The following is a 21,580-nucleotide window of genomic DNA, read 5'->3' as shown; positions in this document are numbered from 1 at the left end:
GGACGCCCGGCGCCTCGCACTTGCGCGAACCACAGGCGACCGGTAACGATGACCGGATGCCCGTCGACACCCCTCCCCTGTGCCTCGTCTGGGGTCCTGCCGGACACGGAGTGACCGATTACGGCTCCGACGTCGCCGCCGCCGCGCACCGTCTCGACCCGGCCGTGCGCGCCGCCGCCGTGACCGACCTCAGCGCCGCGCTGACAGCGGTCGCTCCCGGCGAGCCCGTGCATCTGCACGCGACCGACCGCCTGCTCGGAGCGAGCCTGGAGGATGCCGCCGACGCGGTCGAAGCGCTCTCGCGCGCCTGCCGGCTGACCCTGACACTGCACGATCTGCCGCAGCCGTCAGACGGCACGAAGTACGACCGCCGGGTCGCCGCCTATCGCCGTTTCTTCGCCGCCGCCGACGCCGTGGCCGTCAACAGCGAGCACGAGCGGCTGCTCGTGTCGGAGCACCTCGGCGACGACCTGCGGCCCGAGGTGATCCCGCTCGGAACCCGGCTCGCCCGCGCTCCTGAGCCGGGTCCCGCCGACGCCCCGGACCGACCCGGCGCCTCCGCCGACCTCATCGTGCTCATCGCGGGGTTCGTGTACCCCGGAAAGGGGCACGAGCCGGCCCTGCGCGCCGCCACCGCGGCAGTGAACGCGCTGCGTACGTCGGGCCGACCGGTCGGCGAAGCGGTCGTCCGCGCTCTGGGTGCCGCCTCGCCGGGCCACGAGGGCGACGTCGCGACGCTCCAACGCTTGGCCGCCGACGTCGGCGGCCGCTTCGAGATCACCGGATTCCTCGACGACGGCGAGTTCGCCCGGCGGCTGCGCGAGCCGGGCATCCCGGTCGCCGCGCACGAGCACGTGTCGGCTTCGCGATCGATGCTCGACTGGATCGAAGCCGGACGTCGTCCGCTCGTCGTCCGGTCGCGCTACAGCGACGAGATGGACGGCCTGCGCCCCGGGACGACGGTTCTCTTCGACCCGGCGGAGCTGACCGACCGCCTCGCCGAGGCGTGGGAGGACCCGGCCTCGACTCGTCTGGCCCCCGGGCATCCCCTGCGTCCCGACCTGGCCGACGTCGCTGGGTCGTACCTGAACTGGTGGCGCGGGATGTCGCGATGAGCTCGGGCCCACTTCCCGGCGAAGCCCTACCCGGCAACCGGTGGGACCTTCTCGACGGCCGATGGCCCGCACAGCCGCCGACCGTCTCGGTGATCGTCGCCCACTACCGCCAGCCCGAACAGCTCGCTCGGACGCTCGCCGCGCTGCGGTCGCAGGATCACCCGGCCGACCGGCTGCAGATCATCGTCGCGGACGACGGCTCGCCCGAGCCGCCCTCCGTTCCGGACGGGGTCGAGCTCGTCCGCCACGAGGACCGGGGCTTCCGGCTCGCGGCCGTCCGCAACCTCGGTGCCGCGGCGGCTCGCGGGGATGTCCTCGTGTTCCTCGACGCCGACACGGCCCCCGAGCCCGCCTTCGTCCGCGAGCTGACCCGGCTGCCCGCACTCGCGCCGGACTGCGTCACGGTCGGGCGGCGCCGGCACGCAGACCTGCGCGGCGTCGACGCCGCCCGGCTCGCCGAAGAGGCGGCGCGCACGGCCCTGCCCGAGCCGGAATGGCTCGCAGCGGAGTATCGCCGAACCGCGAACCTGCTCCGCGCTGACGACCGCAGCTATCGCCACGTCATCGGGGCTGTCATCGCGTGCTCGCGGGTGCTGTTCGACGCGACGGGAGGCTTCGACGAGTCGTTCACGTCGTATGGCGGGGAGGACTGGGAATGGGCCTACCGCGCGTGGCTGCACGGCGCGCTGCTCGCCCACGTGCCCGCAGCCGTGGCGTGGCACGACGGACCGGATGCCGCCGGACGCGATGAAGGCGCGGTGGCGCGCCGCAACGCAGAGACCATCCGGCTCAGCGACCTCATCCCCGTCGCCGGTTCCGCCGGCCGGGGTCTGCGGCCCACCCACCCCGACATCGCGATCATCGCGCCGCCGCGCGCGAGCGACGGGCAGCGGTTCCTCGCTCTCGACAGCGCGCTGGCGGCTCTGGGGCCGGCTGCGGGGCGCGCCGCCGTGCTTCCGGAGGAATCCGAGCCGGATCCCGCGTTCGATCGCGTCCGGATCATCATCGAGCTGCTCCGCCCGGTCCGCATCGACGGCGACGACGACGTCCTCACCGCCGCACTGGCTCGCGTCGACGGCGAAGGCCTCGGTGAGCTGACCCTGTGCTCCCCCGACAGCGAGCCCCTCCTGCGGGTCATCTCGGTGCGCGCCCGCGCGCGGAGCGACCGCTGGCGCCGTGGGGATCTCTTCCCGACGGCGTCGGCGACGACGCGTGCGATCCGCGCCGTCACCGACGAGCCCGATCTCGCCGCCTACCTCGGCGGCTGGGGCTGACCGGCGCTCACTCCGCCGGGTAGCGGGCGGCGCGCAGCACGCGCGCGAGATGCGCCGCGTTGCGTGCGAGAGTGGCGGTCGTCGAGGCGACCGGGTCTGGCGTCTTCTCCAGATCCTTGAAGTCGACGGTCTGCATCGCCTCGCCGTTCCAATACGTGCCGCCTTGTGCGGGGATCGTGAACCCGACGTCGTTCAGCCCCTGGAAGAGGTCGGCGGTGGCCTTGTGCGCGCCGTCCTCGTTGCCGACCACGGCCACCACGGCGACCCGGTCGAAGAGGATCGGCCGACCGGCGTCGTCCGTCTCGGAGAGTTCGGCATCGAGGCGCTCGAGCACGCGCTGCGCGAGGCTCGAGGCGTGTCCCATCCAGATGGGCGTCCCGACGACGAGGATGTCGGCGGCGAGGATCTGCTCTCGAACGGAGGGCCACTCGTCTCCGTCCCCCATGTCGGTCTCGACGCCCGGCGCGATGTTCAGGTCGGCGATGCGCACCTGCGTGCCCGAGGCGCCGTGCTCGGCGAGGGCGTCGAGCACCTGCTGCAGCATGAGCTGCGTGCTCGACTCCGCGGGTGCGGGCTTCAGGGTGCAGTTGAGGGCGACGACCCGGAGCGGGGCGTCGGAAGCGGGCATGTCTGTCGTCATGGCGAGTCCTTTCGTCTGCCGCCATCGTCGGCGACGCCCCGCGGTGGGCGACAGGCTGTTGACAGCGCGACGTCAGGCCGGAACAGCGGCATCCCACCACCGCAGCACGCGCAGGGCGACCATCGTCAGCCAGGGCGACGGCTCGCCCGCGGCGACATCGATGTCGAACCAGATGCGTCCCGCGAGCGGCGTCCCCTGATGCCAGGTGCCGTCGGCGGCGCGAGCGTTCCGGACCATGTCGATCGCCTCCGCCAGCCGCGGATCGGGTGCGGCGTTTTCGAGAAGCGCGGCGGCGCGGAAATGATCGAGGGCGACGAGCGCGCTGTAGCGGTGGCGATTGGGATAGACGAACTCCGTCACGAAGTCGCCGACGGGCTCGCCGGTCGAGGCGCGGAAGGCGAGCCGGCGCGACAGCAGGTACTCCTCCCCGCGGTGCCGGCTCTCGCGGAGGGCCGGGTCGCCCGTGATCTGCTCCCACGCGAGCATGCCGCGCAGAGCGTTGAGCGTCGAGTGGAACGACCCGCGCACCGATCGTCCTTCCTCCGCCTCGCAGTTCCACCCGCCATCGGCCAGCTGATGCTCACGGAACCACCGCGCCAGGCCGCTCATGTCGACACCGAGCCAGGCGCCCGTCGCGAGCGTGTACGAGTTGATGCACACGTCGATCTCGCCGTCCCAGTACGGCAGGTCGTCGTATTCCCAGCGGCTGTTGCGTCGCAGCCGTTCCGCGGTGTCGCCGAGGACGGCGGCATCCAGACCCCACTCCCGCAGATCCTTCAGGGTCCAGGTGGTCGCCGTCCAGGGCTGTCCCGGCGCGCGGGCCTCCGCGCTGTCGAAGAACCCCGCCGGGAAGTACGCGCCACCCTCCCACTGACCGTCGTCGCCCTGCTCCCGCAGGAGGCGTGCGCCGTTGCCCTCTGTCGCGACGCGAGCCCGCGTGGCCTGCCACACGGACGGCGGAGCGTCGGCGAGATCACGCTCCACCTGCCAGCGCAGCGACGGGTCGGTGTCCAGAAGCCACGCCAGCGTGCCGTCCGTGTCGGTCATGCGGTCATTGTCGCGCGGCTCAGCCCTCCTGCGCGAGCACCGCGACACCGCGCGGGGCGATCGCGACGGCATCCGCGGAACCTCGCTCGGCGGCACCCGCGATCAGGTCGCCCGCTGCGGCCACCACCACCTCGGCGTCGGTGCGGTTCGCGAGGAACACGAAGCGCCCACCCTCGTGGCGGCGGATGATCACGTCGACGTCGCCGTCGGCCGCGAGGGGGTCTGCCGCGAGCGCCGGGATGTCGCCGGCCAGGCGCCGCACGACGTCCGCGGCACCGGCGCGACCGATCGCAGCCGACACGTACGTCGCGCTGCCTCCGCTGCCCTGGCCGCTTCGGCGTCGGGTCACGGCCGGGGCGCCGTCGAGGTCGCCTCCGGCGTAGGTGTCGAGCACCTCGACATCGGGTTCGACGCGCGCGATGCGCTCGCTCCAGTCACGGACGACCGTGCCGGAGGCGAGGGATGCCGTCTCGCCCGGCAGCATCGGGACGAACTCCTCGATCGTGATGCCGAGCAGCTCGCGCAGCGCACCCGGGTAACCGCCGAGCCACACCCGGTCGTTCTCGTCGACCACGCCCGAGAAGTAGGTCGTCACGAGGTGACCGCCACCGGCGACGAAGGCGGTCAGTCGCTCGCGCAGCGCGGCCGGGACGACGTGGAGCATCGGCGCGACGACCACCTCGTAGTCACCGAGGTCGGCCGCGACGGGCACGACGTCGACGCGCGCGCCGAGGTCGAGGAGCGCTCGGTACCACAGCAGCGTCTCGTCGTCGTAGGCGGGCGACTCGGAGGGGTGCGAGTCGCGTCCGCTGACCCACCACGACTCGTAGTCGAACACGAGCGCCACGCGCGCCCGCTCGCGCCGGCTGCCGGTGACCGGCGCCAGGTCGCGCAGCTGCGAGCCGAGGTCGACCACATCGCGGAACACCCGGCTCTCGGCGCCGGCGTGCGGGACCATGCCGGAGTGGTAGCGCTCACCCCCGGCGCGGGACTGCCGCCACTGGAAGTAGCAGACCGCGTCTGCCCCGTGCCCGACGTGGGTCAGGGCGTCGCGGACCAGCTCGCCGGGCCGCTTGGGCGGATTCACGGCGCGCCAGTTCACCGCGCTCGGCGCGTGCTCCATGAGGAACCACGGCCGGCCGCCGGCGATGTTGCCCGTGAGGTTCGACCAGAACGACAGGTCGTCGCGCCCGAGCTCGCCCGGGCGCAGGTAGTGGTCGTTCGACACGAAGTCGACGTCGCCGACCCACGAGGGGTAGTCGATGTCGCGGACGTTCTGGGCGACCATGAAGTTCGTCGTGCGCGGGATGCCGGGCGTCACCTCGGCGAGCACCGCGTTCTCGGCGCGCAGGTGGTCGCGCACGGCATCCGACGAGAAGCGCTCGAAGTCGAGCTGCTGTCCAGGGTTGCGCTGCGTCGGAGCGGCACGCGGGGGCAGGATCTCGTCCCACTCCTCGTAGTGCTGCGACCAGAACGCCGTGCCCCAGGCCTCGTTGAGCGCGTCGAGGGTCGTGTAGCGCGCCTGCAGCCACACCCGGAAGGCCCGGGCGGCGTCATCCGAGAAGTCGTAGAGGTTGTGGCAGCCGAGCTCGTTCGAGATGTGCCAGGCGACGAGAGCAGGGTGATCGGCGTAGCGCTCGGCGAGCGCACGCGTCAGCCGCAGCGCGTACTCGCGGAAGACCGGCGACGTCGGCCGCCAGTGCTGACGCGACCCCGGCCAGAGGGTCGTTCCGTCGATCGTCTGCGGCAGGATCTCGGGATGCCGCTTCGCGAGCCACGGCGGCGGCGACGCGGTCGCCGTGGCGAGGTCGACGTCGATGCCGTTGGCGTGCAGCAGATCGATGATCTCGTCGAGCCAGCCGAAGTCCCACTCGCCCGGGCGCGGCTCGAGCAGCGCCCAGGAGAAGATGCCGAGCGAGACGATGTTGACGCCGGCCTCGCGCATGAGCCGGACGTCCTCGTCCCACACCTCGCGGGGCCACTGCTCGGGGTTGTAGTCGGCGCCGTAGCGCATCCGTCCCGGGCCGAGCGCCCCGTCCTTCACCCAGCGGTAGGTCGTGTCATCCGTTGCCATGCGATCAGCGTAGACCGAAACACGTGCAGATGCACGGGATTGATGTGTTCTACGCTCGGGTCATGCCATCCGACGCCCCTCACCCCCGTGGGCCGTACGCGAAGAGCGCGGCCCGGCGTGCGGAGATCGTGGCGTCGGCGACCGTCGTGTTCGGCACCCACGGCTACCGCGGCGGGTCGCTCCGGCAGATCGCCAAGCAGCTCGATCTGAGTCTCACCACCGTGATGCACCACTTCCCCACGAAGGTCTCGCTGCTGGCGGCCGTCCTCGAGCAGGAGGATGCCGCCGACACCGACTTCCCCGCGCGCGCAGCCCGCGACGGGTTCATCCCGAGCGTGCTGGCGATCGTCGAGCGCAACCTCGCCCGGCGCGAGCTCGTGCGCATGTTCTCGATCGTGTCGGCCGAGGCGACGCACCCCGAGCACGAGGCGCACGCGTGGCTGCTCGAGCGCTACCGCGCGGTCACCGAGACGTACGCCGCGGCCATCGCCGACGATCGCGCCCGCGGCCGACTCGATGCGGACGACGACCCTCGAGCCCTGGCCGACCTCGTGATCAGCGGGTGGGAGGGCATCCAGATCCGCTGGCTGACCGACGACACCGACCCCGTCGCCGCGATGCGCCTGCTGCTCGTCGGCCTGCTGCGGCCCCGCGCCTGAGCCGATACATTCGTCGGACTGGCGGGGCTGATGTGGCCTCGGCGCCCGCTGCAGGCGACACCAGCACCACCGGTCCGACGGCTGTATCGCCGCTTCTGGGTTCGGCGATCAGCCTCGATCGGCGATCATGCGCCCGTAGCCCTCGACGAACGTCGGGAACGTCAAGTCGAGCATCGCCGCGAGGCGCGAGCCGTCGAGCACCTTGCCGCGGTCAGCGTCGGGTTCGACCTCCGCGCGCGGCGGAGCGTCGACCCCGAGGCGATCCGCGATGAACTCGACCACCTCGCCGAGGGTCGCGGGTCGCCGGTCGACGCCGTGCAGAAGCGCAGGCGGCGCGTCCGCGTCGAGCAGCTGCGCGATCGCGCGCACGAGGTCGACCTCGTGGATGCGGTTGGTGCGACGCTCGTAGTCGACCGGCTCACCCGCGAGCACCTGCCGGATCAGCCGCTCACGTCCGGGGCCGTAGATCCCGGCGGGCCGCACGACGATCGCGTCGAACATCTCGCGGGCCGCATGCTCGCCGTCGACGAGCTGTTCGCCGCGCGTGCTCGTCGGCCGGGGCTCGTCGTCCTCGTCGAGGGGACGCTCCGGACCCCACCCCTCGAAGACCCGCGTCGACGACACGAATACGGTGCGCTCGGGCGGCTTCGGCAGCGCTCGCGCGATGCGCTCCAGCGCGGCGCGGTAGAAGCCGGGGTCATCCCCCGGTGGAAGGGTGACGACCATCGCGTCGACCGCGGGCAACGTCGTGTCGAGGGGCGCTGCGAGGTCGGCGACGATCGGCGTGAACGCAGGCCGGATGCCGCCGGCGCTCCGCCGGATCGCGACGACCTCCTGCCCCGCATCGACGAGACTCTCGCCGAGGCGAGTGGCGACCTTGCCGGATCCGACCAGGAGCGTACGTCGAGCAGTCATGCCCCCCATCCTCCCAGGGTGCGCCGGGGCCGGGGCCGGGGCCGGCTCGGGCTGGGGCCTCACAGATCCACGCCTCGCGACCCGAGGTCGCGGGTCAGGATCCCGACCCCCGCGGCGGAATCAGATCTCATCCCGCGGTTCGCTAGTCTGCGAGCGTGGCACAGAGCGCATCCCGAAACGAAATCGGATATATCGACCTTCCCCTGGACCCGTCGAGCGGCAGCGACCAACTCGGAATCGGTCATTACTACGATGGGCTCGCGGATTTTGTTCGACGCTGCCAAACCCCGATGACGATCGCCGTTCAAGGAGACTGGGGAACCGGCAAGACGACGGCGCTCAATTTCATCAGCAACCGCCTCGCCGGTTCCCGCGACGCCGCCGCCGGTGCCGTGAAGGTCATCGAATTCAACACGTGGCTCTACTCTCAGTTCGATCTCGGCGACTCGCTCGTCTTCTCGCTCGCACACGAGATCCTCCGCCCTATCGCCACGGCGTCTCAGAAGGCCAAAAAGCTCTTGCCGTTCCTGGGCGCCCTCGCCACCGGTGTGGCTGTCGGCGGCGCGAAGTCCATGGCGAAGTTCGCTCAGGTGGAGGGCGTGATGGATGCCGCCCTAACGGTACTCACCGACGCCGCAACTCCTGACGGGGAACCCGACTACATCTCTCGGCTCAAGCGCATCCGCGCGGATTTCGGAGACGCCGTCGAGCAGTACTGCAAGAGCGAGAAGGTCGATCGCATTGTGATCCTGATCGACGATCTGGATCGCGTGGAGCCGGGGCGCGCCATCGAGATCCTGGAGAGTCTGAAGCTCTTCTTCGAGGTCAAGCAGTGCGTTTTCGTGCTCGCCGTCGACTTCGAGGTGGTTGTCCGGGGAGTCCGCGTCAAGTACGGAAACGACGTCGATCCTCGCAAAGCGCGACAGTACTTCGACAAGATCATCCAGGTGCCCTTCTCGATGCCTGTCGGGTCGTATGACGTCCGCGGTCTGATTGGAGACGCACTTCAGCTCGAACCCGGCGCATCCGAAGAGGTCGTGCAGATCGTGCGGGCCACCATGGGCACAAACCCTCGTGCGATCAAACGACTACTCAACTCCTTCGAACTCTTGAAGCTCGTCTCGCCCGCACATCGTACGCACGAGCTGGAGCAGACGATGGTGGTCATGCTGTGCGCTCAAACCGCGTATCCGAAGCTGCACGATCGCATCGTCGACGCGGTGTACTCGACAAACATCGAGATCGACACGGAGGAATCCGTTCAGCTCGACATCCTCAGCGAGAGCCTGCTGTCAGACCTGGACGACGAGCAACGCGCGCGCCTCTTCGAGGACCTCGAGATCTCGCTGCGAGAACAAGCCGCCTTCATTCATTTCCATGCTCTGCTCGCGCGGCACCTGAGCGACGCCGACGGCTTCACCGACTTCGTCCAGCTCCGAGACGCGGTGCAACTGACGCAGGTGACGGCGGTCGAGACGCCGCGGCGGGTCGACCGCGCCGACGGGGCGGCCCTACGCCCGGCGTCCATGGAGGAGATCGAGGCGCTCGTGAAGAAGCGCTCGCGCGCCACGACCGCCACCGCGGTAACCGACATCCTCGCGAACCTCGAACAACGCCTACAGCAGGCCGAGAAGCCGGTCTGCTGGCTCGTCCAGCCGGAGCTCCGCTACCTCGTGCTCTACGCGTCCGGTGACGCTTCGGAGATCATGAGTGCCGCACCTCGCGTGCGGCCCCGTGTGGCGGCACTGAGCTACAGCCGCAAGGGCTTCAGGCTGAGCTTCGGACGTCGTGTCGCGCTGAGGGACGGCGGTGCGACACACGGAGCCGAATGGGACGCGTTGGTCCGCGGGCTCGGGCCGGCACACGTCCGTGATGCGGGAATGGTCCTGCGCGAATCTCCGTCAGGGTACCCACTGAACGTTGAAGTGACCGCGCTGGCATCGTCCGACTCCGTCGTCGAACTGTTGACCGAGATCTACGACATCTCGCGATCGCTGCGGTGATTCCGACACCCGATTCGCTGCGCGAACGAAGAAGCCCCGGCGGACCGGGGCTTCTTTCGTGGCGGAGACGGAGGGATTTGAACCCTCGGTCCCCTTACGGGGACTCCACCTTAGCAGGGTGGTGCACTAGGCCTGACTATGCGACGTCTCCACGGCATCCGACGCGAGACGGCGCGGATGCACCCGGCAATCATAGCCCGGACTGCCTCAGGCTCCGAATCGAGGGCCGGAGAGCACCCCGGCTCACCGGGAGCTGACGGTACAGGTGACCTGCGCCGCCGTCTGGCCCGTGACCGACTCCGGCAGCACGACCGGTCCGCCCGCCTCGGGCGCGTCCGTCGCGGGCGCGTCCGGCGTCGCCGCCGGGTCGGCGGGCGCTGCGGAATCGGTCGGAGCGGGCGTGGGAGGAGCCGCCTCGCCGACGACCTCGGTGCCGTAGCCGTCACTCGTCGACCCGCTCAGCTGCACCGGCTGGTTCGCGGCGAGCGCGTCGAACAGCACCTTGGCGGCGCTCTCGACCGGCTGCACACGTGATCCGCCGTTGACGTAGGCCGTGGGGTACTGCACGAACACGATGTCCTCGTAGGGCACGCTGCGCATGGCGAGGGCGATCTGTACCATCCGCTGCGGGCTCGACAGCGACGAGCTCAGCTTGATCTGCCCGCTGGCGACCTGGTCGACGGCGGTGGTGGCGAGATTGAGCAGCGCCGTGGGGTTTCCGAGCACCCCGTCGGACTGCAGCTTGCGCACCATCGAGCTCATGAACTGCTGCTGGTTCGAGATCCGGCCGAGGTCGGATCCGTCGCCGATCGCGTACCGCGTGCGGAGGAACTGCAGCGCTTCCGTGCCCTGGAGGGTGTGGTTGCCCTTAGTCAGGCTCAGCCCCGTGTGAGAGTCGTTGACGTCATCCGACACGCAGACGTCGACGCCGCCGATCGCGTCGGACATGTTGATGACGCCGGTCCAGCGGGTCGCGGCGGCGAATTGGATGTCGATCCCGGTCAGCTCTTCGATCGTGCTGACGGAGCACGCGAGACCGCCGTACATGTACGAGACGTTGAGCATCTGCGCACTCATCGCCGAGTACTGGGTGCCGTCCTCACCGGTGCAGGCGGGGATGGGAACGATCATGTCGCGCGGGAACGAGATGACCGTCACGCGCCGCGGCTCGTCGCTGATGTGCACGAGCATCGTCACATCGTTGCGCTCACCGTCGGTGTCCTTCGCCTGGCAGGCGGACGAGAGCTCGGCGTTCGCGCCCTCGCACGAGTCGGTGCCGACCACGAGCATGTTCACGCCGCCCTCGATCTCGCCGATCGTCGGGGGGAGCTGCGAGTCGTCGTCGCCGATCGAGACGCCGGCATCGGCCACGACCTGCGTGGCGTTCCACACGTAGAAGCCGCCGACGGCGACACCGCTCACGACCACGACGGCGACCATGACGCCGAGCACCGCCAGGATCTGGGTCAGCGGGTTCGGCGACCGCAGCTGGCCGTGCCGGGCGACGGGACGACGACGGCGCCGCGACGCCTTCGCATCGGAACGTGCGCTCACGGGTGTCCTCTCGACGAGCCGGCGAGGAGTGCGTTCGGGTGCGCGCTCTTCGCGTCGCGCAGGCACTCCCGGTGACCGACTCATCATAGGGACGGATGTCTGGAAAGTCCGTGAGCGCCCCGGACATGCGAGGCGGTGACGCCCCCCATTCAGCCGCCACCGCCCGACATGTCGCCGTGCTCACCTGCACGCTAACCAGCCGCGAGCGGGCAACCGGCCGGAACGGGACGAGACTGGTAACCGCTCCCAGGGGCGAGTCGCGACCGGCGGTCAGGCGGGTTCGAGCAGACCGCGCTCGGCGACGAGCTCCGTGGCGAGCACCTTGTACCCCTGCGATTCGAAGAACACGGTGACACGGTCGTCCTCGACGGCCATCACGGTTCCCTCACCCCACTCGTGGTGGCGCACGACGTCGTCGACGCGGAAGGGACCGTCGGCGTGATCACCCCGTTCCTCCGAGGTTTCCTCGCGCGCCGCTCGGTCGTTCGCGGATGCCGCGCACGTGTCGCAGTTCTCGCACGGCTCGACGTAGTCCTGCCCGAAGTATCCGAGCAGCGTCGCCCGCCGGCACCGACGGGTCTCGGCATAGCTGCGGAGCATCTCGATACGGGAGGCGTCGATGCGTTCCCGCTCGGCCGACCTCTCCAACGCAGCGTCGACGGCGCGCTCCACGGTCATCCCCCGCCGCAGCGCGACCCCGGCGCGACTCGTCCGCATCGCGCCCGCATCGACGAGAACCGTCAGCAGCGCGGTCACGCGACGGGTCGACAGCCCGCCGGCCGCGGCGATCTCGGCGCGCGACCGCGTCGCGCCGGCGATGGCGTCGACGAGTCGCTTGAGCTCGCCCCGCTTCGGTGCCGACGCCGCGAAGAAACGTCGCAGCGACAGGTCTTCGGGCCGATAGTGAAGCGTCGCCGTCGCGGGCTCGCCGTCGCGGCCGGCGCGACCGAGCTCCTGGTAGTAGGCGTCGATGGAGTCGGGGATGTCGGCGTGGACGACGAAGCGCACGTCGGCCTTATCGATCCCCATCCCGAACGCGGAGGTGGCGACCACGACCTCGACCTCGCCGTCGTGGAACGCCTCGTGCACCCCGTGCCGCTCCTTCGCCGACAGGCCGGCGTGGTACGCGACGGCGTTGATCCCTCGTTCCTGCAGCGCCTCGGCGTACTCCTCGGTGCCGCGCCGGGTGGCGGTGTACAGCAGCCCCGGCTTGGGCAGCTCCACTACCTCGTCGATCACGGCGTCGCGCTTGCCCGACTTCTCGGAGTGACGGCGGACGTTCAGCTCGATGTTCGGCCGGTCGACGTCGCCCACGAGGATGGCCGGGTCGTCCATGCCGAGCCGCTCGATGATCTCGGTGCGGACGGGGCTGGTGGCCGTCGCCGTCATCGCGAGGATCGGCGGTCGCCCCAGACGCTCGGAGACCTCGCCGAGCATCAGGTAGTCCGGGCGGAAGTCGTGTCCCCAGGCTGCGATGCAGTGCGCCTCGTCCACGACCAGCAGCGAGACCCCGGCCTTGGCGAGCTCGGCGACGACGTCATCCTTCGCGAGCTGTTCGGGCGCGAGCAGGACGTACGAGGCCTCTCCCGACCGGATCGCGTCCCAGGCCTCGCGCTGGGCGCGCGCGCCACGGCTCGAGTTCAGGGCGACGCCGTCGGGCGCATCGGGTGCCTCCTCGATGCGCGCGAGCTGGTCCTCCTGCAGCGCGATGAGGGGCGAGACGATCGCGGTCAGGCCGGGCCGGAGAGCCGCAGCGACCTGGTAGACGGCCGACTTCCCCGCACCCGTCGCCCAGACGACCAGCACGTCTCGCCCGGCGACCGCCGCCTCGATCGCATCGAGCTGCTGCGGGCGCAGCTCCTCGATGCCGAAGGACTCTCGGGCGACACGGGCGATCTCGTCGGGCTGCACCGATTCAGTCCATCGCGCCCGCTGCCACAGCGCACGCCGGTTGCGCCGGCGCTTCCGGTGTGGAAGGCGCGTCGTCGGCGGGCAGCCCGCGCCGCTGCACACGGTCATAGGACGGCTGGCGCAGCGCGCGCACCCAGGGGTAGACCCGCGCGCCGGGCAGCACCCGCCGTCCGGCGTCGAATCGAGGCTGATCGCCGGGCCATGCAGCGCGCGTCAGCCGCAGGAGCACGAACGGACGCCACGGGCCGAGCGGTGAGGCGAACGAGAGCACGAGCCGCCAGTCCGCGGCATCCGGGCCGCCGTCCACGGTCGTCGCCGAGAGCAGCACCGGACCGCGACGACCGCGGTAGGGCAGCAGGATGCCGAAGCGTGCGCGCTCGGGCCGGCGCAGGGGCAGCAGCGCGTAGCGCAGCGGCACGCCCCGTCCTGTCGAGGCGAACTCGATGTCGCCGGCGTCGACCTCCGGTGATGCGGATTCGCCCGAGAGGCGCAGAGCGAGCCCGAAGATGTCGGGCAGGGCGTCCGGCAGCCCCACGGAACGCGACAGTCGGGCGACGACCCTCGCCTCACCCGACTGCGGTGGCTCGTCGATCCACGAGATGCCCGACCGGCGCTCGGGCCCGACCCAGCGGACCGTGCCCGTCAGCATCGTGCCGCGCACGTGGATCGGGCGCGGTCGACGCAGCATCAGCAGAGCGCCGAAGAACCCGCGGAGCAGCATTCCGGCGCCGCGGGCGAGAGGTGCTCGAGGAAGAGCTGTCATAGCACCACCGAACCCGATTTCCCGCATCTTGCGCACAGGGGTTGCGTTCGGACGTCGATGCGCTATGAGATCGCTCCCACTACACTCGGGGACGCCCTTCCGGACGCCATGTGAACAGCCCCACGCTCTCCCACCCGACGCCGCGACGCGACATCCAGGGCCTCCGGGCCCTCGCCGTCCTCGCGGTCATCGGCGCGCACGCGGTCGGCTGGCCACGTGGCGGATTCGTCGGGGTCGACGTGTTCTTCGTCGTCTCCGGCTTCCTCATCACCGGCGCGCTGCTGCGCGAGGCGCAGCTGACGGGCGGCATCCGCCTCGCCGCCTTCGCCGGTCGGCGCGCCCGCCGCATCCTGCCCCTCGCGGTCGTCGTACTCATCGCCACAGCGGCGAGCGCCTTCGTCGTCTTCAATCGCCCGCGCGCCGAGCAGACGCTCCTCGACGCCCTCTGGTCGGCGGGGCTCGCCGCGAACTGGCGATTCACCGCGGTCGGCACCGATTACTTCCACGCCGACGACGCGGTCTCGCCGCTTCAGCACTTCTGGTCGCTCGCGGTCGAGGAGCAGTTCTACCTCGCCTGGCCGCTGCTCCTCCTACTGACCGTCTCGCTCCTGCCTGCCGCCCGCCGTCGCGGTGCGGCGGCGACCGGGGCCGTGGCCGTGCTCGCAGCGGTCGTCGTCGCCGCATCGTTCGCGTGGGCGCTGCTGCAGAGCGCGGATGCCGCCGTCCCGGCCTACTTCTCCACCTTCACCCGCGCGTGGGAGCTGGCCGTCGGGGCGCTCATCGCCGCGGCGGTGCCGCTGCTGCGCCGCATCCCGCCCGTCGTCGGCGGACTCGTGTCGTGGATCGGTGTCGGGGGCCTCATCGTGGCCTTCGCCGTCATCGATCCCGAGGCGGGCGGATTCCCGGCTCCGTGGGCCGCCCTTCCCGTCGCCGCGACGGCGCTCGTTCTCGCCGGCGGCGTGCCGGGCGACCCGCGGCACCGGCATCTCTTTCCGCTGACGAACCCGGTGAGCGTCTTCGCGGGCGACGTGTCGTACTCGCTGTATCTGTGGCACTTCCCGGTCATCGTGTTCGCCGCGGTGCTGCTGCCCGCCCGAGAGGCCACGACGGCGCTCGTGCTGGCGATCACCCTCGTCCTGGCCGTGGCGTCGTACCACCTCGTCGAACGGCCGTTCCGGTTCGCGCCGTACGGCCGGCCGGTCGGCGGCGAATCGGCCGAGACGCCGCCCGAGGATGCCGCCGCCGCGCTGGTGCCCACAGCGGTGCGCGCTGCCGAGCTGGTTCGGGATGCCGCTCCAGCACCGGCTCCACGCGCGCTCAGCACCCGCCCCGCGGGCTGGACTCCCGGGACGCGGTACTACCCCGGGGCGCCCTCGGCCACGTCTACGAGCCCGTCGAGCGGCGCTCCTGAGTTGAGCCGCGCGGACCTCGGCGACGGCCCGGGCGTTCCGGAGGTTCCAGCGCCGCGCGCCATCGCAAGCCCCGAACCCGCCCCCGCCGCCGCGCCCGAGCCGGTGCCCGCTTCTGCGCCCTGGGCCGCGTGGCGCGCCCGCTTCGGCCCGCCGGCGCTGCTCGCGGCATCCGGGCTCGGCATCGCCGCCCTGGCCGTCGTGCTCGTCGTCCAGAACGTCTTCGGCGGCCTCACGGCATCGCTCGTCGCCTTCCCGCCCGCGGGCGCCGCCGACGCCGCGAGCGACGCGGCGGACGCGGACCCCGGCGACCCGATCGCCGCCCTGCAGGCCGAGCTCGCCTCGGCCGCGACCGCGACCGAGTGGCCCCAGCTGCATCCCTCGCTCGACGAGGTCATGACCCGGTCGTCGGCGAGCAACCCGGCTCGCGACTGCTTCTCGCCCGAGGTGTCGCCGACCGCCGCGGGCTGCTCCACGGGCAGCTCCGACGCCCCGGTCCACGTCTATCTCGTCGGCGATTCGACCGCGATGGCCTACGCCCCGGCGTTCCGCAAGCTCGCCGACGACAGCGACGGCGGCATCCGCGTGACGACCGTCGGCCTCTACGGATGCCGTTTCACCGACGTCGCGGTGCAGAACGACGGCGCCGGCGTCATGACGGCATGCCCGCAGCGCAAGGCCGATGTCCGCGCCATGATCCTCGCCGACGCGCCCACCCTCGTCGTGATGTCGAACGCGTACACGCTCGGCCACACCCCCGACGGCGCCGACCTCTCGGCCGATGCGCTGCTCGCCGCCCAGGAGGCCGAAGCCGACACCTACGGGATGCCGGGCCGCATCGTGCACCTCGCGCCGCCGCCGGAGGGCGCCGATCTCGGGCGCTGTTACTCCCCCGCCGCCTCGCCGTACGGATGCGCGGCCGGCGTCTCGAGCACGTGGGGCCAGATGGAGTCGGCGGCCGAGCAGGTGGCGGCCGCATCCGGCAACCACGCGGTGAGCTCACTGCCCTTCACCTGCTGGGAGCTCGTCTGCCCCGCTTTCGCGGGCGACATCCCGACGCGGTACGACCGCACGCACCTGACCGTCGCGTACGCGGAGCACATCGTGCCCGCGCTGCGCGCCGAACTCGCCGCTCGCGGGCTGCTCTAGCCCGCGGAGCGAGACGCGGACGGGAGCCTTCATCCGTTTGGATGAACTTCGGGCCGTAATGCGCGGGGCACGTGCCACGGACGGCAGATCCTTCGCCCGACGCCGGTCGTGGTTTCGCCCGCGTTTCCGGGCGTCGGCAGCACCGGATCGTCGCGTCGGAGGCGGCCGCCAGCGACTCGCGCGTCCAGAGCAGCGCGAGCGGAGGACTAGCTTGAGGTGCCCGCTCGACGTGGCTGCTCTGGGGGCGCCACCTGACGACGCTCGTCGTGTCTGCGTGGCATCACACCGTTCAATCTGGAGATCCGCATGACCACCACTCCGCCGCCCTTCGGCGCGCCCGAAGCGCAGCCCGCCCCTTACTACCCGCCTCAGCCCGCGGGGGTGATGCCGACGAAGCAGCGCAACATCGTCGGCATCGTCGCGCTCGCGATCTCCGCCGTCGGATTCATCTTCGCGTGCGTGCCCGCTGCACTGATCCTGGGCTGGATCCTCCTGCCGGCCGGCTTCATCCTGGGCATCGTCGCCGTCTGCCTGTCGGGCCGCGTCAAGTGGCAGGGGCTGACGGCGATCATCGTCTCGGTCGTGGGAACCATCGTCGGCTTCCTCGTCTTCACCTTCGTCGTCGCCACCGCGCTCTCGGACGCTGTCGATGAGGCGACGGGCGGAAGCACGACCGTGAACGAGGCCCCGGCAGGTGCCGCGCCGCAGGACGAAACGGCCGACGAGGCCACGAGCGACGCCCCTACCGGCACGCGCGAGGACCCCCTGCCGTTCAGCGCCTCGATCAGCAACAACGACTGGGACGTGATCCTCAACTCGTTCGAGCGCAACGGAAACGACGCTGTGATGGCCGGGAACTCGTTCAACACGGAACCCGGCGAGGGCACCCAGTACGTCATCCTCGACATGACAGCCACCTACAAGGGGAGCGGCGACGGTAGTTCTGCACTTGTCCAGGTCGAGTACGTCGCGGCGGACGGCACCGTCATCTCGACCTGGGACAACTTCGTCTCCGGTGTCGAGCCCACCTTCGGCACGGCGAGCTTGCTGGCAGGCGCCTCAGACACCGGCAAGCAGGTGTACCTCGTACCGTCCTCGCTCGATGGCCTCATCCGCGTGACGCCGGGAATCCTCGCCGACGAGGTCTACTTCCAGCTTCCGTGACCGTCAGCTGTTCGGCTGGGTACGTCGCCGTGCCCGGCCGAACGGGGCTATCCGCGGGCAGAGCCCCAGCTCTCACGCGAGGGGGAATCCGGCGGCGGCCGCGTCCCGCTCAATTCACGCGTTCGTCTCGCCGTGTCGACAACGAGCGACAGCCTGTCCAGCCCCGCCGATCCGGCCTCCACATGTCGCCAGGTTCGCGGGTCGGCGCGCGCATGCCCGATAGCGTTCATCATCAGCTCGAGCTCGCGCTTGTCCAACCCGGGGTGGCCGTCAACGTCATCCGGTCCCAGCAGCGTCGCGAGGAGAGCGAAGTCGCCGAGATGTCGGGCGCGGTTCCGGTCGAGCGGGACGGTGTAGGCGGCCGCCTTCGCGATCAAGGCGCCGAGAAGAGACGGCCGCGGCGCGCTTCCCACACGGTCTCCGATTCGCACCTGCACCGTTTCTGTTCGATTTACGGCCTTCTGTGCGCCAGGCGTTTCGATCGTCCGGCCGCCACCAACGCCAGTTCTGTTTGCCGCAACCGGCCCGAGATGCCGAGGGATGAGCACGTCGACAGCCGCTGCACCCTTGCGCCACCGGTGCTGAACTCCTGAACCGGTTGTCTCTGCTTCGAAACCGCGTCGGCTCAACGCGGCGGTGAAGACGCGAAGGATTTCCGGCTCCGACCGCACATCGAGGACAGTGTCTGCGTCGTCTGTAGGTCGCGCCATCGCAACACCTCGTTCGGCGCACCAGAGGTGCACCATTTGGCCTCCGACGATGGTCCAACCCGTCGCGAGCTCCTCATAGATGTCGAGCAAGGTCAGCCACGCTTGCTCCTGCGCCACAGTCATTGTCGGCAAGTCGATCATGTCAACCGTCGCCCACCTGTTTCCTGAAAAGCACGAGAGCTTGCTGCGCTTCCCGCGCTCCGCCTTCAGATAGGTCGGCCACGACGGCGAGCCAGGGCAGAGGGCGAGGCACTGGACCATCTACTGCTCGAAGAACGACATTCTCCGGGCCGACTGCAGGCAGCAGCAGGTGCTTCCTCTTGACGCTTTCAAGATCGAGCGAGTGAACGTACCCTTCTGCGAACTGGGCCGTGGACATCCCCGCCCGCGGATCGCTCGCCCCCGTCGCGATGACACGAGGGTCACCACCCACTCGGCTGGGCTCGGGGCCGGACAACCGCGACCGAACCGCCCGTCGCGCGAGGCTGGAGCGTATGACCGGCAGCGGGTCGGGGCTGTCCCGCAACTTTCGCCATCGCGATCGCAGACGGGAGAGTTCGGAAGGCGAGACCCAGTCCGGAGTCTTGCCTTCTGCCACAGCGATGAAGGCCCACGCCACCCGTGGACTGAAAGGCTGTCCCGCGCGGCGTCCGAACGAGGGAAGGCTCGCTGATTCCACCATCCACTGCGTACCGATGCGCTCGCCGCTGATGTCCTGAGAAGCGAGCATCGCGCGGACACGCCGCGGCGAGACGCCGAGTTGTGAGGCGGCATCAGCCACGCTGATCAAGCCCATGAACAGTATTATTCCACCGCCGGAATAATACTGTCAACGCGGCCTGGTCTGGCATGGCGGAGGGTGTGGGATTCGAACCCACGGGACATTGCTGCCCACCAGTTTTCAAGACTGGATCCTTCGGCCGCTCGGACAACCCTCCCAGCGGCGTGAACCGCTGAGCTTCGATCCTAGCCGCCCGCGGCCCCGGTCAGAGCGAGCGGAGGATGGCCGCGACGCCGCCCTCCTGAACCGACACGGTGGTCTCGGATGCCTCGGCCAGCAGTTCGGTCGCGCCCTGCGCCATCGCGATCGCCCGCCCGCCGCGCTCGCGCGCCCAGCGGAACATCCCGATGTCGTTGCGGCCGTCGCCCATGACGAGGACGTCGGCCGGCTCGATGTCGAGCCACGTGCGCACCCGCTCGAGCGCCGTGGACTTGTCGACGCCCTGCGGCGCGATGTCGAGCCAGGCCGACCAGCCCACCGCGTACGACACCTTGTTCAGGCCGATGCGGTCGACCAGCTCGACGAAGTCGGAGTCGGTCTCATCAGGAGAGACCACGACGACGCGGCACACCTCCTGCTCCGACAGCTCGGCGAAAGCGACCTTGTCGGCGTCGTGCAGGTTCCAGTCGTGGAGCTCCTCGGTGTAGAGGCGGCGCCCGTCGGGCAGCTCGACCATGTAGCGGGCGTGCGGCAGGTGCTGACGCAGCAGGCCGAGCACCTCGCTCGGGTCGAACGTCTCGATGAAGAAGCGCTCGTAGGCGAGCACGTCGGCGAAGTCGTCGTCGATCCGCTTGAGGATCACGGCACCGTTCGAGCACACGACGTAGTCGGGGTTCAGCGCGAGCGAGCCGAGGATGCCATGCGTCCCCTCCCACGAGCGTCCTGTCGCGAGCATCACCTCGTGACCGGCCGCGTGCGCGTCGGCGACCGCCTCCACCACGCCGGGACTGAGCGTCTCGTCCTCGAGCAGCACGGTGCCGTCGATGTCGAGCACGATCATCAGGCGCGAGGCGCCGGCGACCGCCGGCATGACCTCGGCGACGTCCTCGACGATCTCGGCCGCATCGCGCGGCGCGACGACCTCGATGCCGCCCTCGTCGGGAAGCGCGTCGGGCGCCTGCGTCATCCCGCCGTCGGCGCCGGTCATGCGATCGGCTCCGCGACCTCGAGGCCGCCGAGATAAGGCCGCAGCACCTCGGGGATCACGACCGAGCCGTCCTCCCGCTGATGGGTCTCGAGAAGAGCGACGATCCACCGGGTCGTGGCGAGCGTGCCGTTGAGGGTCGCCACCGGCTCGGTCTTGCCGCCGTCGGGGCGGTGACGGATGTCGAGGCGACGCGCCTGGTACGTCGTGCAGTTCGAGGTCGACGTGAGCTCGCGGTACGCGCCCTGCGTGGGCACCCACGCCTCGATGTCGTACTTGCGCGCCGCGCTCGAGCCGAGGTCGCCGGCAGCGACGTCGATGACGCGGTACGACAGCCCCAGGTCCTGCAGCATCCGCTCCTGCATCTCGACGAGGCGCAGGTGCTCGGCCGCCGCGTCGGCGGGCGTCGTGTAGACGAACATCTCCAGCTTGTTGAACTGGTGCACCCGGATGATGCCGCGCGTGTCCTTGCCGTACGAGCCGGCCTCGCGCCGGTAACAGGTCGACCATCCGGCGTAGCGCTTGGCGCCGCGCTCGAGGTCGAGGATCTCGTCCATGTGGTACCCGGCGAGGGGGACCTCGCTCGTGCCGACGAGGTAGGCGTCGTCCTCCTCGAGGTGGTACACCTCGGCGGCGTGCTCACCGAGGAACCCGGTGCCCCGCATGACCTCGGGACGCACGAGCGTCGGCGGGATCAGCGGCGTGAACCCGGCGGCGAGGGCACGGTCGAGGCCGAGCATCATGAGCGCGATCTCGAGGCGCGCGCCGATGCCGCTGAGGAAGTAGAAGCGGCTGCCGGCGACCTTCGAGCCGCGCTCCATGTCGATGGCGCCGAGCTTCTCGCCGAGGGCGAGGTGGTCGAGCGGCTCGAAGTCGAACGACGGCGGCTCACCGTGCGTGCGAAGCGTGACGAAGTCGGCCTCGCCGCCCGCGGGCACATCATCGATGACGATGTTCTCGATGCGGGCGAGCGCGGCGTCGGCGGCCTCCTCGGCGGCGGTGACGGCCTGCTGGGCCTGCTTGACCCGTTCGCTGAGCTGCTTGGCCTCGGCGACGAGCGCGGCCTTCTCGTCCTTCGGCGCTTGCGCGACCTTCTTGCCGTGGGCGTTCTGCTCGGCACGGAGCCGCTCGAACGTCGTGATGGCCTCGCGGCGCTCGCGATCGGCGGCAATGGCGTCATCCACGCTCTCCGACGAGTTCCCGCGCTTCACCTGCGAGAGTTTCACCAGGTCGGGCTGTTCACGGAGCAATGCGAGGTCGATCACGCG

Annotated in this window: 16 protein-coding genes and 2 tRNA genes; 6 read left to right on the top strand and 12 right to left on the bottom strand. The window is 70.5% G+C overall.

Features of this window, described 5'->3' with window-relative positions; translation table 11 throughout:
* Positions 1-56 precede the first annotated feature (56 nt).
* Complete coding sequence (locus tag P6897_RS03120; protein WP_282502060.1) at positions 57-1,115, top strand: hypothetical protein; 1,059 nt, start codon at positions 57-59, stop codon at positions 1,113-1,115.
* On the top strand, positions 1,112-2,389 hold the full coding sequence (locus tag P6897_RS03115; protein WP_282502059.1) for a glycosyltransferase: 1,278 nt from the start codon (positions 1,112-1,114) through the stop codon (positions 2,387-2,389). Before P6897_RS03120 ends, P6897_RS03115 begins: the two co-directional genes overlap by 4 nt.
* Positions 2,390-2,396: 7 nt before the next feature.
* Here P6897_RS03115 and P6897_RS03110 read toward each other — a convergent pair whose 3' ends face one another.
* The 3 genes from P6897_RS03110 to P6897_RS03100 all read right to left on the bottom strand — a co-directional run bounded on the left by P6897_RS03110 (position 2,397) and on the right by P6897_RS03100 (position 6,150).
* The gene (locus tag P6897_RS03110) at positions 2,397-3,029 is read right to left on the bottom strand and encodes an NAD(P)H-dependent oxidoreductase (protein ID WP_282502058.1); all 633 of its coding nucleotides are present in this window, start codon (positions 3,027-3,029) and stop codon (positions 2,397-2,399) included.
* Between the two features lie 72 nt (positions 3,030-3,101).
* Positions 3,102-4,076 carry a squalene cyclase gene (locus P6897_RS03105; RefSeq protein WP_282502057.1) on the bottom strand — a complete coding sequence of 325 codons (975 nt, stop codon included), beginning with the start codon at positions 4,074-4,076 and terminating at the stop codon, positions 3,102-3,104.
* A gap of 19 nt (positions 4,077-4,095) precedes the next feature.
* Entirely contained in the window at positions 4,096-6,150 is a 2,055-nt protein-coding gene (locus tag P6897_RS03100; protein WP_282502056.1) for a beta-galactosidase, read from the bottom strand.
* A 62-nt stretch (positions 6,151-6,212) separates the two neighbouring features.
* Between P6897_RS03100 and P6897_RS03095 the strand changes: the two genes are divergently transcribed.
* Positions 6,213-6,809, top strand: coding sequence for a TetR/AcrR family transcriptional regulator (locus P6897_RS03095; protein ID WP_274178369.1), 597 nt, complete (start codon positions 6,213-6,215; stop codon positions 6,807-6,809).
* Between the two features lie 108 nt (positions 6,810-6,917).
* Here P6897_RS03095 and P6897_RS03090 read toward each other — a convergent pair whose 3' ends face one another.
* Positions 6,918-7,724: a sugar nucleotide-binding protein gene (locus P6897_RS03090; RefSeq protein ID WP_274178368.1), complete on the bottom strand. Its 807-nt coding sequence runs from the start codon at positions 7,722-7,724 to the stop codon at positions 6,918-6,920.
* Between the two features lie 290 nt (positions 7,725-8,014).
* Here P6897_RS03090 and P6897_RS03085 point away from each other — a divergent pair, with 290 nt between their 5' ends.
* Positions 8,015-9,727 carry a P-loop NTPase fold protein gene (locus P6897_RS03085; protein WP_282502055.1) on the top strand — a complete coding sequence of 571 codons (1,713 nt, stop codon included), beginning with the start codon at positions 8,015-8,017 and terminating at the stop codon, positions 9,725-9,727.
* Positions 9,728-9,786: 59 nt separating this feature from the next.
* On the opposite strand, the gene P6897_RS03080 is transcribed toward P6897_RS03085, so the two are convergent.
* The 4 genes from P6897_RS03080 to P6897_RS03065 all read right to left on the bottom strand — a co-directional run bounded on the left by P6897_RS03080 (position 9,787) and on the right by P6897_RS03065 (position 13,955).
* Positions 9,787-9,878 (bottom strand) — tRNA-Ser (locus P6897_RS03080).
* Positions 9,879-9,970: 92 nt separating this feature from the next.
* Complete coding sequence (locus P6897_RS03075; protein ID WP_282502054.1) at positions 9,971-11,281, bottom strand: LCP family protein; 1,311 nt, start codon at positions 11,279-11,281, stop codon at positions 9,971-9,973.
* A 270-nt stretch (positions 11,282-11,551) separates the two neighbouring features.
* A complete protein-coding gene (locus P6897_RS03070) occupies positions 11,552-13,192 on the bottom strand; it encodes a RecQ family ATP-dependent DNA helicase (protein ID WP_282502053.1) in 1,641 nt (546 codons plus the stop codon).
* A gap of 4 nt (positions 13,193-13,196) precedes the next feature.
* Positions 13,197-13,955 carry a hypothetical protein gene (locus tag P6897_RS03065; RefSeq protein WP_282502052.1) on the bottom strand — a complete coding sequence of 253 codons (759 nt, stop codon included), beginning with the start codon at positions 13,953-13,955 and terminating at the stop codon, positions 13,197-13,199.
* 110 nt (positions 13,956-14,065) lie between these two features.
* Between P6897_RS03065 and P6897_RS03060 the strand changes: the two genes are divergently transcribed.
* Together P6897_RS03060 and P6897_RS03055 are read left to right on the top strand one after the other, a co-directional pair.
* The gene (locus tag P6897_RS03060) at positions 14,066-16,513 is read left to right on the top strand and encodes an acyltransferase family protein (protein WP_282502051.1); all 2,448 of its coding nucleotides are present in this window, start codon (positions 14,066-14,068) and stop codon (positions 16,511-16,513) included.
* A gap of 306 nt (positions 16,514-16,819) precedes the next feature.
* Entirely contained in the window at positions 16,820-17,677 is an 858-nt protein-coding gene (locus P6897_RS03055) for a hypothetical protein (protein ID WP_282502050.1), read from the top strand.
* Positions 17,678-17,724: 47 nt separating this feature from the next.
* Here the strand turns inward: P6897_RS03055 and P6897_RS03050 are convergent, their stop codons facing one another.
* The 4 genes from P6897_RS03050 to serS all read right to left on the bottom strand — a co-directional run bounded on the left by P6897_RS03050 (position 17,725) and on the right by serS (position 21,577).
* A complete protein-coding gene (locus P6897_RS03050; protein ID WP_274178361.1) occupies positions 17,725-18,528 on the bottom strand; it encodes a hypothetical protein in 804 nt (267 codons plus the stop codon).
* A 709-nt stretch (positions 18,529-19,237) separates the two neighbouring features.
* Positions 19,238-19,325: transfer RNA gene (locus P6897_RS03045), tRNA-Ser, on the bottom strand.
* A gap of 48 nt (positions 19,326-19,373) precedes the next feature.
* A complete protein-coding gene (locus tag P6897_RS03040; RefSeq protein WP_103841269.1) occupies positions 19,374-20,315 on the bottom strand; it encodes an HAD family hydrolase in 942 nt (313 codons plus the stop codon).
* On the bottom strand, positions 20,312-21,577 hold the full coding sequence (gene serS, locus P6897_RS03035; RefSeq protein ID WP_274178360.1) for a serine--tRNA ligase: 1,266 nt from the start codon (positions 21,575-21,577) through the stop codon (positions 20,312-20,314). The genes P6897_RS03040 and serS overlap by 4 nt, the downstream gene beginning before the upstream one ends.
* Positions 21,578-21,580 lie beyond the last annotated feature (3 nt).

Source organism: Microbacterium sp. BDGP8 (genome assembly GCF_029991045.1).
Lineage (GTDB): Bacteria > Actinomycetota > Actinomycetes > Actinomycetales > Microbacteriaceae > Microbacterium > Microbacterium plantarum.
This window is presented reverse-complemented; position numbering and strand designations above follow the sequence as displayed.

Bases quoted from the DNA above. Each gene is read 5' to 3' on its own strand.
- P6897_RS03120 (WP_282502060.1), top strand. From the start codon at position 57: ATGCCCGTCGACACCCCTCCCCTGTGCCTCGTCTGGGGTCCTGCCGGA.
- P6897_RS03115 (WP_282502059.1), top strand. From the start codon at position 1,112: ATGAGCTCGGGCCCACTTCCCGGCGAAGCCCTACCCGGCAACCGGTGG.
- P6897_RS03110 (WP_282502058.1), bottom strand. From the start codon at position 3,029: ATGACGACAGACATGCCCGCTTCCGACGCCCCGCTCCGGGTCGTCGCC.
- P6897_RS03105 (WP_282502057.1), bottom strand. From the start codon at position 4,076: ATGACCGACACGGACGGCACGCTGGCGTGGCTTCTGGACACCGACCCG.
- P6897_RS03100 (WP_282502056.1), bottom strand. From the start codon at position 6,150: ATGGCAACGGATGACACGACCTACCGCTGGGTGAAGGACGGGGCGCTC.
- P6897_RS03095 (WP_274178369.1), top strand. From the start codon at position 6,213: ATGCCATCCGACGCCCCTCACCCCCGTGGGCCGTACGCGAAGAGCGCG.
- P6897_RS03090 (WP_274178368.1), bottom strand. From the start codon at position 7,724: ATGACTGCTCGACGTACGCTCCTGGTCGGATCCGGCAAGGTCGCCACT.
- P6897_RS03085 (WP_282502055.1), top strand. From the start codon at position 8,015: ATGACGATCGCCGTTCAAGGAGACTGGGGAACCGGCAAGACGACGGCG.
- P6897_RS03065 (WP_282502052.1), bottom strand. From the start codon at position 13,955: ATGACAGCTCTTCCTCGAGCACCTCTCGCCCGCGGCGCCGGAATGCTG.
- P6897_RS03055 (WP_282502050.1), top strand. From the start codon at position 16,820: ATGACCACCACTCCGCCGCCCTTCGGCGCGCCCGAAGCGCAGCCCGCC.
- P6897_RS03050 (WP_274178361.1), bottom strand. From the start codon at position 18,528: ATGATCGACTTGCCGACAATGACTGTGGCGCAGGAGCAAGCGTGGCTG.
- P6897_RS03040 (WP_103841269.1), bottom strand. From the start codon at position 20,315: ATGACCGGCGCCGACGGCGGGATGACGCAGGCGCCCGACGCGCTTCCC.